The following is a 13027-nucleotide window of genomic DNA, read 5'->3' as shown; positions in this document are numbered from 1 at the left end:
GGGTATGCGCCCGGCATGGAGCACCCGGGCCGGATCGTGGTGGTCTCGGCGGACATCGGCGCCGGACACGACCGGGCTGCCGACGAGCTGGCGCACCGGCTGCGTGCGCGGGGCTTCGCGGTGGACCGGCTGAACCTCCTGCACCTGCTGCCCCACCCGGTCCACCGGGCGGTACGCGAGACGTACCGGGGCGTGCTGCACCGGCTTCCCTGGGGCTACCACGCGCTGTTCCGGCTGACCGGCAGCTCGCAGACCGCCGTACGCGCGATCCGCGCACTGCTGCGGCCGTTCCGACGTCACCTGCGCCGCTGCATCCCGCCCGACACGCGGGCCGTGGTCACCACGTATCCGTTCGCCAACCAGCTCCTCGGCCCGCTGCGGCGCCGCGGGCGGCTCCGTGTCCCGGTGATCACCTATGTGACCGATTTCGTGGTGCACCCGACCTGGCTCGCGCCGGGCGTCGACGTGTACTGCGCGGTCCGCCACGCCGAGACGCACCAGGCCTCCGCCGCCGACGTCACCGCGGTGCAGCCGCTGGTGTCCCGCGCCTTCACCCGCACCGGCCCGGAGGACCGGCGGCGGGCCCGGCAGCGGTTCGGTCTCCCGGCCGAGGGTGTGCTCGCGCTCGTCGTCGCGGGCTCCTGGGGCACCGGCGAGGTGGCGGCCACGGTGGCCGAGGTCGCCGCCGCGGGCGTCCGGCCGGTCGTGGTGTGCGGGCACAACGCGGCGCTGCGCCACCGGCTGCGCGGCGCCGGCCGGCACGTGCTGGGCTGGGTCGACGACATGCCGGCGCTGATGCGCGCCGTCGACGTCATGGTGGAGAACGCCGGTGGGCTGACCTGCCAGGAGGCGCTGGCGGCCGGGCTGCCGGTGGTCACGTACCGGCCCATCGCCGGGCACGGACGCGCGAACGCCGCGATCCTGGCCCGCGCCGGCCTGAGCCGGTGGGCTGCCACACCGCAGCAACTCGGGCCGGTGCTCGCGGCGGTGATCGGGACCGGACCGGTGGCCCCGTCCCGCGACGACGTGTCCCAGGACCCGGCCGGCCTGGTCGCCGAGGCGGCACGCCGGGCACCGCCCGCGGGCCCGGCCGGTACACGTCGCCCCCTGCTGGACCCGGTCGGCGACGCGGTCGCCGTCCTCGCCGCGCTGCTCCAGTCCACCGGCGGGCTGCGATGAGAGCCGCCACCCTCGCCCGGGCCGCCGCGCTCGCGCTGCCGGCGGTGCAGGCGGCGCCGGTGGTGACGGCCCTGCCCGCCGTACGGCGGCTGCTGCTGCCCGGCCTGCACGGGCTCGGGGCGCCCGACCGGGTCGCGCTGACCTTCGACGACGGCCCGGACCCGGAGTCCACCGGCCACGTCCTGGACGTGCTGGCGGCGCACCGGGTCCGCGCCACGTTCTTCGTGCTCGGCGCGATGCTGCGGCGCCACCCGGCGCTGGGTCGCCGGGTGGTCGGCGACGGCCACGAGATGGCCGTGCACGGCTGGACGCACGACAACCTGCTGCTGCGCGGCCCGGCTCGCACGGTTCGCGATCTGACCCGCGCGTACGACCTGGTCACCGACGTGACCGGTCGTCCGCCCCGGTTCCTGCGACCGCCGTACGGCGTGCTCACCACCGCCGCGCTCGTGGCCGCCCGGCGGCTGCGCCTGCGGCCGGTGCTGTGGAGCTGCTGGGGCCGGGACTGGACCGCCACGGCCACCGCCGGCACCGTCGCACGCACCGTCCTGGCCGGGCTGGACGGGGGCGGCACGATCCTGCTGCACGACTCCTCCCGTACCGCCGCACCGGGCGCCTGGCGGGCCGGTCTCGCCGCGCTTCCGCGCGTGCTGGCCGAGTGTCGCCGGCGCGGATGGCACGTCGGCCCGCTCGCCGGCCACGGGCTCCGCGCGCGCTGATCCGCGAGCGGGCGGCGGAGCCTACCGCGCGCCCGCGGCGCCGGAACGCGAATCCCGGAGCCGGTGACCCGTTCGGGTCGGCGTGGCTAGCGTCCGGGTCATGAGGACCTGGGGACCCTTCGTGGCGCTGGCCGCCGCCCTGCTGCTGCCGGTGCCGGCGACACCGGCCGTGGCCGCCGTCCGCTCGCCCGTACGCCGGCTGCCCGCCGCGCCGCCCTGCCCGAACGTGCCGGCCCCGTCGACCCGGCCGCCGCAGCCGCCGCCGGCGCCCGACCCGGCCGCGCGGGCCGTCGGCGGCGCCGCGCTCGACACCGCCGGCCTGGTCGTCCCGCCCGCGTCGAGCGCGCCGCCTGCGGTGACAGCCACCTCCTGGGTGGTCGCCGACCTGGACAGCGGCGCGGTGCTCGGCGGCTGCGGCCCGCACGAGTACGGCGTACCGGCGAGCGTGCAGAAGCTGCTGCTGGCCGCCACCATGCTGCCCCGGCTGGACCCGCACCGGGAGGTGACGGTGACCGCCGGGGACCTGGCTGTCGAACCGGGCAGCTCGGCGGTCGGGCTGGTGGAGGGCGGGCGCTACCAGATCGAGACGATCTGGCTCGGCCTGCTGCTGCGTTCCGGCAACGAGGCGGCCAACGCGCTCGCCCGCCTCGGCGGCGGCCCGGACGGGCTGGCCGGCGGGGTGCGGGCGATGAACGAGGAGGCGCACCGCCTGGGCGCCCGGCAGACGCACGCGGTCACCCCGTCCGGGCTGGACGGACCGGGGCAGTTCACCAGCGCGTACGACCTGGCGCTGATCGCGCGGGCGTGCTTCGCCGACCCGGCGTTCCGCAGGTACGCCGCCACCCGGATCGCGCAGATCCCGGCCCAGCCGGCGCAGCGGGCGAAGGGGTTCGCGATCTCCAACGACAACATGCTGCTGGACCACTATCCGGGCGCGCTCGGCGGCAAGACCGGCTTCACCGACCTGGCCCGGCACACGTACGTCGGCGCGGCCGAGCGCGGCGGGCGGCGTCTCGTGGTCACGCTGCTCGGCGCCGAGGTGACCACGCAGCGGGGCTGGCAGCAGGGCGCGGCGCTGCTGGACTGGGGGTTCGCGCAGCCCCGCGACGCCGCGGTGGGACGGCTGGTCGAGCCGGGGGAGCTGGACCGGCCGGCGCCACCGGCGGGCGGGGCGGCCTCGGCGCTGGCCGGGCAGGCCGGTCTGCGGGGCGGCGGGGCGGCACCCGGGCCGCGTCCCGGTACGGGCGTGACTGTGGCGGTGGGCGCGGTGCTGACGGCCGGGGGAGCGCTGCTGCTGGCCCGGCGTCGCCGTAACGCCGCCGCCGTCGCCTTGTCGGCCGGGTCGGCTCTACGGGAGCCGGAAATTCCGGAACAGGACTGAAAGGAGCGGCCCGGATCAGCGGTAGGCGGGCCCCGCTGTGCTGTCCCGCACCACGAGTTCGGTGGCCAGCTCGACCCGGGGCGAGTCGATCTCCTCGCCCTGGGCCAGCCGCAGCACCGTACGCGCGGCGAGCCGGCCCATCTCCACCAGCGGCTGGCGCACCGTGGTCAGCGGCGGTGAGGCCCACCGCGCCTCGGGCAGGTCGTCGAAGCCCACCACGCTCACGTCGTCGCAGACCCGCAGCCCGCGGCGGCGCACCGCCTCGTACACGCCGAAGGCCATCTGGTCGCTGGCGGCGAAGATGGCCGTCGGCGGGTCGTCCAGGTCGAGCAGCGCGCCACCGGCGGTGAACCCGGAGGCGTGGTAGAAGTCGCCGGGCTGCACCAGCCGGTCGTCGGCGGCGACTCCGGCGGCGGCCAGCGCGGCCCGGTAGCCGTCCAGCCGGGCCCGGCTGCACAGCAGGTGCGGCGGGCCGGCCACGAAACCGATCCGGCGGTGGCCGAGCTTGAGCAGGTGCTCGGTGGCGGCCAGGCCGCCGGTCCAGTTGGTGGCGCCGATCGCCGGCACGTCCGTGGCGGCCACGCCGGCCGCCGGGTCGACCACCACCACCGGCACGTTGAGGCGCCGCAACTGGGCCTGCACGGCCGGGCTCAGGTGCGAGGTCACCACGATCACGCCGTCGGACGCGCGGGCGCGCAGGTTGTGCAGCCACTGCCGGGTGGAGCTGGACTCGCGGTGGATCGCCGAGACGACGGTGCCCACCCCGGCGGCGTGGCTGACGTCCTCCACGCCGCGGATGATCTCCACCGCCCACGGGCTGTCCAGGTCGTTGAAGACCAGGTCGACCAGGTCCGCCCGGCGCACGGTACGGCTGCCGCGGCGGCGGTAGCCGTGGTGGCGCAGCAGCTCCTCGACCCGTTCCCGGGTGTCCGGCGCGACGTCGGACCGCCCGTTGAGCACGCGCGACACGGTCGGGACCGAGACGCCGGCCTCCCGTGCGATCGCGGTGATGGTCACCCTGCGCTCGTCGTCCGCGCTCACCCGTGTTCCCTTCGCCGGCTGCCGGAACCGACCGGTAGACCGTCCCGCCCCACGCACATCTTGCCGTACGCCGAGGGCTTGACGACAGGCCGGACCGGCCCTAGCGTTCGCACGAGTTGCGGAAACGTTCCGGAAATGCGCCCGTCATCTTCCGACGGCTCGCCGTCCACCCCCGACGAACGACGAGGAAAACCGAGGCGTGTTCACCGACCTGACCGAGGCCGAACTCCGCACCTACCGCAGCGACCTGCACGAGCCTCCGGACTTCGACGCCTTCTGGGCTGACACTCTGGCACAGGCGCGCTCCTGCGGCGACCCCGTGACGGCGACGCCGCTGCCCACGCCGCTGACCGCTGTCGACGTCTTCGACGTCACCTTCCCCGGCTTCGCCGGACAGCCGATCCGCGCCTGGCTGCGGGTGCCGCGCGGCGCGACGGAGCCGCTGCCCACGATCGTGCAGTACGTCGGGTACGGCGGCGGGCGCGGCCACGCGCTGGAGAACCTGCTCTGGTCCGCGGCCGGCTTCGCGCACCTCCAGATGGACACGCGCGGCCAGGGCTCGGGGTGGAGCCGGGGCGACACACCCGACGTCGCCGCCGCCGGACCGCAGGCGCCGGGCATGGCCACCCGGGGCATCGAGGACCCGAACAAGTACTACTACCGGCGCTTCCTCACCGACGCGGTCCGCGCCGTGGACGCCGCGTGCGAGCTGCCCGCTGTCGACCCGGACCGGCTCGCCGTACTCGGTCACAGTCAGGGCGGCGCCGCCGCGCTCGCCGCCGCCGCGCTGGCCCCGCGGGTCCGCGCGGCTGTCGCGCACGTGCCGTTCCTCTGCGACATCCCACGCGCGATCACGATCACCGACGCCACGCCGTACCGGGAGATCCGCGACTACCTCGCCGTGCACCGCGACCGCGAGGAGCAGGCGCTGCGCACGCTCGGCTACGTCGACGCCGTCGCGTTCGCCCGCCGCGCCACAGTGCCGGCCCGGTTCTCCGTCGCGCTGATGGACGAGATCACGCCGCCGTCCACCGTCTACGCCGCCTACCACGACTACCGGGGCGACAAGGATCTGACGGTGTGGCGGTTCAACGGCCACGAGGCGGGCGGCATCGACGACGACGCCGCCGCCGTCGACTTCCTGCGTACCGTGCTGGGCGGCTGACCACCGGTTCCGCCGATGCCGGCCCGCCCGGGCTGGTAGACACGGCGGATGGGCACCGGCATGCGCGCGACGGCGGTCCTGGCCGTCGCGGCCGCGCTGCTCGCCGCCTGCCAGCGGCCCGCGCCGTCCCCGTCGCCGTCCGCGCCGCCCTCACCCACCCCGACCGGCCCCCGGGCCCCGGCGGACGTCGTGGACCTCACCACCGTCGACCCCACCGTCCGGACCGACATCCGGTACGCGGGCCCGCACAACTTCGTCGGCCGTCCCGTCGACGGGTACGCCGAGCCGCGCTGCCTGCTCACCCGCCCGGCGGCGCAGGCGCTGCACCGGGTGCAGACCGCCGCGCTCGCCGGCGGGCACAGCCTCAAGGTGTACGACTGCTACCGCCCGCAGCGCGCCGCTGACGACTTCGTCGCCTGGGCGAAACTCCCCGGCGAGCAGCGGATGAAGGGGGAGTTCTATCCCGGCGTAGCCAAGGACCGGCTGTTCGCCGACGGCTACATCGGCGCGCCCACCGCGCACAGCCGGGGCAGCACGGTCGACCTGACCCTGGTTCCGGTCTCCGGGCCCCCGCAGGCCGCGTACACGCCCGGCCAGCCGCTCGTGCCCTGCACCGACCCGGCCGGGCGCCGCTTCGCCGACGACTCGATCGACATGGGCACCGGGTTCGACTGCTTCGACCCGCGCGCCCACACCGCCGACGCGCGGATCAGCGACACCGCCCGGAACAACAGGGACCTGCTGCGCCGGCTGATGTCCGAGCAGGGCTTCGAGAACTATCCGCTGGAGTGGTGGCACTACCGGTACGTGGACGAGCCGTACCCGGACACCTGGTTCGACTTCCCGGTGGCCGGTTCGTCACTGCGGTGACGCGGTCGTTCCACCATGATCGATTGCGGCTAGGCTCGACGCTCATGGAGACCGAACGGATCGGCCCGCCGCTGCTCGCGGACGAACGGGAGTCGTTGCGCGCCTTCCTCGACTTCCACCGGGCCACGCTGGCCCTCAAGTGCGAGGGGCTGACCGACGAGCAGTTGCGCCGGCAGGCGTCGCCGCCGTCCACGCTGTCCCTGCTCGGCCTGGTCCGCCACATGGCGGAGGTGGAGCGCACCTGGTTCCGCCGGGTCATCGCCGCCGAGGACGTACCGCTGGTGTGGTCGGACAGCGGCGACTTCCAGCAGGCGTACGACGCCCGCGACGCCGATGCGGCGGAGGCGTTCGAGGCGTGGCAGCGGGAGATCGAGCACGCCCGGCGCATCGAGCGGGAGGCCGAGTCGCTCGACGTCACCGGCCACCAGGCACGCTGGGGCGAGGACGTCTCGCTGCGCCTGGTCATGCTGCACATGCTGCACGAGTACGCCCGCCACAACGGGCACGCCGACCTGATCCGCGAGGCGGTCGACGGCACCGTGGGCGTCTGAGCCCGCTCAGCGCCCGCGCACCGGTCAGCGCGTGCGCAGCGGCAGCCAGGCCAGCACGTCGGAGATCCGCGCGTCCCAGTACGCCCAGTCGTGGTCACCCGGGCCGAAGTCGACGGTGACCGGCAGGTCGCGCTTCCGGGCCACGTCGAGGAACCGCATGCTGTCCTCGTACAGGAAGTCCTCGGTGCCGCAGGCGACGTAGAGCGCCGGCCGGTCGTCGCCGGAGCGCTCCAGCAGCCCCACCGTGTCGTCGTCGGCGGGCACCGGGCCGTCACCCCAGACGGTGCGCCACACCGCCGGGTCGACCGGACGGGTCGCATGGTGGCGGCGGCGCGTCACGTCCAGCGCGCCGGACAGGCTGGCCGCCGCCGCGAACCGCTCCGGGTGGCGCAGCGCCCACTTCATCGCCCCGTAGCCGCCCATCGACAGGCCCGCGACGAACGTGTCCTCCCGCCGCGTGGACAGCCGGAAGAACGACCGGCACACCTCGGGCAGCTCCTCGCTGAGGAACGTCCAGTACCGGTTGCCGTGCGCCTCGTCGCAGTAGAAGCTCCGCTGCACCTGCGGCATCACCACGGCCAGCCCGAGCGGCGCCACGTACCGCTCGATCGAGGTGCGCCGGGTCCACACCGTGTCGTCGTCGGTCAGGCCGTGCAACAGGTAGAGCACCGGCGGGTCGCCGTCGGAGGCGGCGCCCGGCACGCCGATCCCGGCCGCGCCGCGATCGGGCAGCAGCACCGTCATCGACGTGCCCATGCCCAACGCCTCGGAGAAGAAGTCACACCGGATCAGCGCCATGAGGCGGCAGCGTACCTCGGAGGGGTTCGATGAGGGCGTTCCTATTGCCCCGGGACCGTCGCACGGGAAAAGATGGCCGTGCGTGCCGGAAACACACTCGTAACCTGCGCGCTGCTGGTCTCTGTCACGAGGAAGTGGGAGTCAGTCATGAGCGACGTGTCGGCCGCACTGGGTGTGCGCCTCTACCCGGACCTGGTCGAGCCCGGCGGTCTCGCCCCCGCGCTCGTGGCGACCGCCGCCGCGCACCAGCTCGACGTGGGCGAGGTGACCGCGCCCGAGCAGGGGCGCAGCCGGTTCACCTGCGCCGAGATGACCTCCGCCCGGGGCGTGGTCTGCGTCAGCCTCGGCTCCCAGGCCCGCTACTTCATGATCGACCTGCGGGTGGACGGCGACGTCCAGGCCCGGGGCGACGCCACCGACCTGCTCCAGGTCGCGCAGGTGGCGGCCGCGTGGCGGGCCGGCATCACGCTCGCCGAGCTGACCGCGCGCTACCCGTTCATGGAGGAGATGCGGCGCCACCCGGTGGCGCACGCCGGGTGAGACCGGGCACCCCAGCCCTGCCCGATCCAGGTCGACCGCCGCTCCCGGACGCGTCGTGTCGATCTAGGGTGATGCGATGACCGCCAGGCGCGTGACGACAGTACTGTTCGACTTCGCCTGGACTCTGTTCGCCAGAGACTCGGAGCGTTGGGTGGGCAACGCGGCGGCATCGATCGACCGGGCATTGGCTGCTGGCGAGGCGCACCGTATTGCTGGCGACTTCGCGGCACTGTTGCGGGAGACGGCCACGGATCCGGCCCACATCGCCCGAGATCTGGATCCGCGAGTCTGGGATCGGGCGATCCTCACCGTGCTGGAACAGATTCCTGGGGTTGACCAGGCGCTGACATCGGTCATGCACGAAACACACGCCGAAGCAATCGAGCCGTACGCCGACACCGTCGCCACGCTGTCCGCATTGCGTGACAGCGGTGTTCGCATCGGCGTCGTCAGCAACGTCGGCTGGGACATCCGCAAGTGCTTTGTGCGGCACGGACTCGACGGCTATGTCGATGCGTTCGTACTGTCCTACGAGGTCGGCTTCGTCAAACCGGACCCTCGGATCTGGGGCGCCGCCCTCGCAGCCCTCCATACGGCACCGGGCCAGACCCTGATGGTCGGTGATCATCCCGCTGGCGACGGCTGATCGGTTTCCGCCGGCATACCAGCGCTGATCCTGCCAATGGTGGATTCGCCCGCGCAGAAACGCGGATTCGAATACGTGCTCAGGCTTGCCCAAGTTCCGTCCTGACGGGTCTGCCGCTGGCACTCACGTGAAGCCCCTCGTGAAGTTGATCTCTCGGCAGAGACCTCCTTCATACGAGGGCTTCACTCGCAAATTCACGTTGCCGCCGGTGCGCGGCGGCCGTACCGTGAGCGGCAACGTTCTGGTCCACCAGGGGAGTCCACCGTGTCGCAGCAGAACCGCACCCGCGCCGAGCGGCAAGCGCCGCGCGCCGGTGTCCTGCTGCCCGAATCGGGCACGGGCCGGCGACGGCAGTGGCAACCAGGGTGGTGGCGCGTCTAGCGCCGGCGCGACGATCCGCGCGAACCGCCCGCCCCAGACCGGAGCCGGGCGGTTCTCCGTGTCCGGGGTGAATCCGCCGACGGCGTCACGCCGCCGGAGGGCCGTTGGAGCAATTGGCAGCTCACCCGGTTCTCACCCGGGAGGCTACGGGTTCGAGTCCCGTACGGCCTACGTCAGACGGACATGAGCAAGGAGACGACGATGGGTTTCACCCCGCTGGCCGGTACCCGGGCACCGGTCCGGGTCTGGACCGACCCGTACGCGATCGAGGCGCAGGCGGCCCGGCAGCTGCGCAACATCGGCGCGCTGCCGTGGGTGCAGGGCGTCGCGGTGATGCCGGACGTGCACTTCGGCAAGGGCGCCACTGTCGGCTCGGTGATCGCGATGCGGCAGGCCGTGTCGCCGGCCGCGGTCGGCGTGGACATCGGCTGCGGCATGTCGGCGGTGCGGACCTCGCTGACCGCCGCCGACCTGCCCGACGACCTCGCGCCGCTGCGGTCGGCGATCGAGGCGGCGATCCCGGTCGGCTTCGCGATGCGTGACGACGCCGTCGATCCGCGCCGGGTCCGGGGGCTGGAGCAGGCGGGCTGGGACGAGTTCTGGCGGCGGTTCGGGACGCTGGACCGGAAGGTGGCGCAGCTCCAGACGCGGGCGCAGCGGCAGCTCGGGACGCTCGGCGGCGGCAACCACTTCATCGAGGTCTGCCTGGAGCAGGGTGGCGCGGACGACGGCCGGGTCTGGCTGATGCTGCACTCCGGTTCCCGCAACATCGGCAAGGAGCTGGCCGAGCGGCACATGGCGGTGGCGCGCGGCCTGCCGCACAACACCGACCTGCCGGACCGGGACCTCGCGGTGTTCCTCGCCGGCACGCCCGAGATGGAGGCGTACCGGCGGGACCTGTGGTGGGCGCAGGAGTACGCCCGGCGTAACCGGGCGGTCATGCTCGCCCTGCTCTGCCAGGTGGTCCGGGAGGCGTTCCCGCACGCCGGCTACGACGAGCCGATCTCCTGCCACCACAACTACGTGGCGGAGGAGAGCTACGACGGGGTGGACGTGCTGGTGACCCGCAAGGGCGCGATCCGGGCCGGCCGGGGTGACCTGGGCATCATCCCGGGCTCGATGGGCACCGGCTCGTACATCGTGCGCGGGAAGGGGAACCTCGACGCGTACTGCTCGGCGTCGCACGGCGCCGGGCGGCGGATGTCGCGGGGGCAGGCGAAGCGGACGTACAGCACCGCGGACCTGGCCGCGCAGACCGCCGGGGTGGAGTGCCGCAAGGACGCCGGTGTGGTCGACGAGATCCCCGGCGCGTACAAGGACATCACCGAGGTGATGGCCCAGCAGGAGGACCTGGTCGAGGTGGTCGCCCACCTCAAGCAGGTCGTCTGCGTGAAGGGTTGACCGGTGGGGCCGGCGTCGAGGGGGCGCCGGCCCTACCGGGTACGCCGGGCGACGCGTACGCCGATGGCGACCGCGCCGATGACGAGCAGTGCGGACAGGAACTGGAGGCCGGGGGAGTCGTCGGCCTCGCCGTACACGAAGCCGGTGACGCCGAGCACGACGGCGAGCAGGGCGACGACGACGGCCAGGTATCTCATCGGTCCTCCTCGTCGGCGACCCATTCGAGCAGGTCGCCGGGCTGGCAGTCGAGCACCCGGCACATGGCCTCCAGGGTGCTGAAACGGACGGCCTTGGCGCGGCCGTTCTTGAGTACGGCGACGTTGGCCGGGGTGAGCCCGACGCGCTCGGCGAACTCGCCGACGCTCATCTTGCGCTTGGCCAGTTCGACGTCGATGCGCACGACGATCGGCATCAGATCACCGCTTCCATGTCGGTGCGCAGGGTGGTGGCCTGGCGCAGCAGCGCGCGCAGGACGACCATCAGCAGCCCCAGCACGCTGACGCCGGTGACCAGCAGGAACAGCAGCAGCGGCAACCCCGGGTCGTCGGCGTTGAAGCCGACGTAGAGGAACACGCCGACGAGCACCACCCAGGCGGCGGCCACCGCCCAGACGATCCCGTCGACCCAGCCCAGGGACGCCTCGGTGAAGATGCGGTCGTTCTTGACCAGGGTGAGCAGGTGCCAGGTGCAGACGATCACCACCTGCACGCACAACACCCAGAAGATCGTCACCGTGGTGGCGGGCCACCGCAGGTACGCCATGTCCGGGTTCTCGCGCGCCATGTGCGCGAACTGCCCGGGCAGCGACATGGTCTGGAACAGCACCAGGATCGCGAACAGCAGGACCAGGAAGGCGCGGAGTGGTGTCACCGCGCGTTGCGCCGTCAACATGCATCGACTATCGCGCGAAAACTATCGAAAGTCAATCGGTATCACTCGCGCGACGGCCAACGGCGTACCTGACGTGCACCGCGTGGCGCGAGTGGTGCACGGCGCGGATCTCCAGGTCGACGTCCCGGTCGAAGCCCTCGAAGAGCCTCTTCCCGCGACCGAGGATCACCGGCGCGGTGGACAGGCCCAGCTCGTCGACCACGCCGGCCGCGAGCGCCTGCCGGATCACGTCGGCGCCCCCGCCGATGACCACCGCGCCGTCACCGGCCGTACGCCGGGCCGCGGCCAGCGCCGCCTCGAACCCGTCGACCATGAGGAAGCCGGCGTCCGGGTCGGGCTGGTCGGCGGTGCGGTGGGTGAGCACGACCAGTGGCGCCTCGAACGGGTTGCGGCCGCCCCAGGCGCCGGCGCTGTCGTACATCCCCCGGCCGCACAGCGCGGCGCCGACGCCCGTCAGCAACTCGTCGAAGTACGCGCGGTCCTCGCCGGTCATGCCGGTGCCGGGTTCGCGTGGCGTGTCGTACGTCCACGGCCCGCCCATCACCCAGTGGTGCAGCCGCTCGCCGCCGACGCCCAGCCCCTGGCCCGCGTGGTCGTCCGGACCGGTGACGTAGCCGTCCAGGGACACGGTGACGAACGCCCGCACCCGGCCCCGCGCTTCGCTGGTGCTCATGCTTCCTCCCGGAGATCGGAGAACACCGACCCGGGGCAGACCGCCCTCGCGCGGCGGACTCATCGGCGCCGCCGGTCCGACGTCAGCCGTACACCGGATGCTCGGCCTGGAACGCCAGCCGCCGGTCCGCGCCGGCGGCCAGCTCGGCGAGGACGTCGTCGAGGTCCAGGAACGTCTGCCAGCGCTCCTGGCCGGTTATGGCGGCGAGCCGGTCGACCACGAGCTGCTCCAGGTCGGTGACCCGGCGGCCCTTCCACACCTTGTCGGCGAGGCTGACCAGCAGGTCCTCCAGCTGTACGCCGGGGGAGTGCCAGGCGGCGTGGGTGACGGCGAAACGGGCCCGCTCCTCCGGTACGCCGAAGCGCAACAGCAGCTGGTAGCCCGCCTCCTCGTGCGCCGACCCGGGGCCGGTCAGCTCGCCGGGATGCTCGACCTTGCCGAGGTCGTGCACTGCGGCGCCGAACAGCACCGCCTGCCTGTCGAACGGCACCGCGCCGAACCGGTCGGCGAACGCGGCGGTCAGGTGCCAGGCGACGTCGTGCACCAGCCGCAGGTGCGCGCCGAGGCGCGGCGGGGCAGCGAGGGCGTCCAGCAGCTCGACCGCCACGCCGGGAAGCGGGAGCAGCGGCGGGTCGCCCGGTTCGGTGAGGGCGCGGCGCAGCGCGTCGGAGGTCATCGGGGCGAGCGTACCGGGCCGCCTCGGGCTCACCTCTGGTGATGGACGAGCAGCCGAGCGTGAAGCGGCCACTCGTCCGATTCCGGTGCGTCGATCCACTCGCGAGTGTGGGGGC

Annotated in this window: 16 protein-coding genes and 1 tRNA gene; 10 read left to right on the top strand and 7 right to left on the bottom strand. The window is 73.7% G+C overall.

Going from position 1 to position 13027, the window contains the following annotated elements; translation table 11 throughout:
* Positions 1–15: 15 nt before the first annotated feature.
* From MICAU_RS16910 to MICAU_RS16900, 3 genes are all read left to right on the top strand, one after another.
* A complete protein-coding gene (locus tag MICAU_RS16910; RefSeq protein WP_013286548.1) occupies positions 16–1179 on the top strand; it encodes an MGDG synthase family glycosyltransferase in 1164 nt (387 codons plus the stop codon).
* Positions 1176–1898, top strand: coding sequence for a polysaccharide deacetylase family protein (locus MICAU_RS16905; RefSeq protein ID WP_013286547.1), 723 nt, complete (start codon positions 1176–1178; stop codon positions 1896–1898). Before MICAU_RS16910 ends, MICAU_RS16905 begins: the two co-directional genes overlap by 4 nt.
* A 100-nt stretch (positions 1899–1998) precedes the next feature.
* The gene (locus tag MICAU_RS16900; protein ID WP_013286546.1) at positions 1999–3279 is read left to right on the top strand and encodes a D-alanyl-D-alanine carboxypeptidase family protein; all 1281 of its coding nucleotides are present in this window, start codon (positions 1999–2001) and stop codon (positions 3277–3279) included.
* A 15-nt stretch (positions 3280–3294) separates the two neighbouring features.
* Here the strand turns inward: MICAU_RS16900 and MICAU_RS16895 are convergent, their stop codons facing one another.
* On the bottom strand, positions 3295–4320 hold the full coding sequence (locus MICAU_RS16895) for a LacI family DNA-binding transcriptional regulator (RefSeq protein ID WP_013286545.1): 1026 nt from the start codon (positions 4318–4320) through the stop codon (positions 3295–3297).
* A gap of 199 nt (positions 4321–4519) precedes the next feature.
* Here MICAU_RS16895 and MICAU_RS16890 point away from each other — a divergent pair, with 199 nt between their 5' ends.
* Genes MICAU_RS16890 through MICAU_RS16880 form a run of 3 tightly spaced genes read left to right on the top strand, consistent with a single transcriptional unit; the run spans position 4520 to position 6906 of the window.
* On the top strand, positions 4520–5485 hold the full coding sequence (locus tag MICAU_RS16890; protein ID WP_013286544.1) for an acetylxylan esterase: 966 nt from the start codon (positions 4520–4522) through the stop codon (positions 5483–5485).
* A gap of 60 nt (positions 5486–5545) precedes the next feature.
* A complete protein-coding gene (locus MICAU_RS16885) occupies positions 5546–6355 on the top strand; it encodes a M15 family metallopeptidase (RefSeq protein WP_013286543.1) in 810 nt (269 codons plus the stop codon).
* 44 nt (positions 6356–6399) lie between these two features.
* Positions 6400–6906: a DinB family protein gene (locus MICAU_RS16880; RefSeq protein ID WP_013286542.1), complete on the top strand. Its 507-nt coding sequence runs from the start codon at positions 6400–6402 to the stop codon at positions 6904–6906.
* A 24-nt stretch (positions 6907–6930) separates the two neighbouring features.
* Here MICAU_RS16880 and MICAU_RS16875 read toward each other — a convergent pair whose 3' ends face one another.
* Positions 6931–7704 carry an alpha/beta hydrolase gene (locus tag MICAU_RS16875; protein WP_013286541.1) on the bottom strand — a complete coding sequence of 258 codons (774 nt, stop codon included), beginning with the start codon at positions 7702–7704 and terminating at the stop codon, positions 6931–6933.
* Between the two features lie 147 nt (positions 7705–7851).
* Between MICAU_RS16875 and MICAU_RS16870 the strand changes: the two genes are divergently transcribed.
* The 4 genes from MICAU_RS16870 (at position 7852) to MICAU_RS16855 (ending at position 10672) form a co-directional block, all read left to right on the top strand.
* Positions 7852–8244 (top strand): hypothetical protein, encoded by a 393-nt coding sequence (locus MICAU_RS16870; protein ID WP_013286540.1) that lies wholly within the window; start codon positions 7852–7854, stop codon positions 8242–8244.
* A 76-nt stretch (positions 8245–8320) separates the two neighbouring features.
* Positions 8321–8890: an HAD family hydrolase gene (locus MICAU_RS16865; protein WP_013286539.1), complete on the top strand. Its 570-nt coding sequence runs from the start codon at positions 8321–8323 to the stop codon at positions 8888–8890.
* 479 nt (positions 8891–9369) lie between these two features.
* Positions 9370–9442: transfer RNA gene (locus MICAU_RS16860), tRNA-Glu, on the top strand.
* Positions 9443–9472: 30 nt separating this feature from the next.
* Complete coding sequence (locus MICAU_RS16855) at positions 9473–10672, top strand: RtcB family protein (RefSeq protein ID WP_013286538.1); 1200 nt, start codon at positions 9473–9475, stop codon at positions 10670–10672.
* A 32-nt stretch (positions 10673–10704) separates the two neighbouring features.
* On the opposite strand, the gene MICAU_RS32730 is transcribed toward MICAU_RS16855, so the two are convergent.
* The 5 genes from MICAU_RS32730 to MICAU_RS16835 all read right to left on the bottom strand — a co-directional run bounded on the left by MICAU_RS32730 (position 10705) and on the right by MICAU_RS16835 (position 12912).
* Positions 10705–10869 (bottom strand): hypothetical protein, encoded by a 165-nt coding sequence (locus MICAU_RS32730; RefSeq protein ID WP_013286537.1) that lies wholly within the window; start codon positions 10867–10869, stop codon positions 10705–10707.
* The gene (locus MICAU_RS16850) at positions 10866–11084 is read right to left on the bottom strand and encodes a helix-turn-helix domain-containing protein (protein WP_013286536.1); all 219 of its coding nucleotides are present in this window, start codon (positions 11082–11084) and stop codon (positions 10866–10868) included. The genes MICAU_RS32730 and MICAU_RS16850 overlap by 4 nt, the downstream gene beginning before the upstream one ends.
* Positions 11084–11563 carry a DUF2975 domain-containing protein gene (locus MICAU_RS16845; protein ID WP_013286535.1) on the bottom strand — a complete coding sequence of 160 codons (480 nt, stop codon included), beginning with the start codon at positions 11561–11563 and terminating at the stop codon, positions 11084–11086. The genes MICAU_RS16850 and MICAU_RS16845 overlap by 1 nt, the downstream gene beginning before the upstream one ends.
* Positions 11564–11594: 31 nt before the next feature.
* Positions 11595–12236 (bottom strand): dihydrofolate reductase family protein, encoded by a 642-nt coding sequence (locus tag MICAU_RS16840; protein WP_013286534.1) that lies wholly within the window; start codon positions 12234–12236, stop codon positions 11595–11597.
* 82 nt (positions 12237–12318) lie between these two features.
* Positions 12319–12912, bottom strand: a complete 594-nt coding sequence (locus tag MICAU_RS16835; RefSeq protein ID WP_013286533.1) for an HD domain-containing protein — start codon at positions 12910–12912, stop codon at positions 12319–12321.
* Positions 12913–13027 lie beyond the last annotated feature (115 nt).

This window comes from Micromonospora aurantiaca ATCC 27029 (genome assembly GCF_000145235.1).
GTDB classification, from domain to species: domain Bacteria; phylum Actinomycetota; class Actinomycetes; order Mycobacteriales; family Micromonosporaceae; genus Micromonospora; species Micromonospora aurantiaca.
This window is presented reverse-complemented; position numbering and strand designations above follow the sequence as displayed.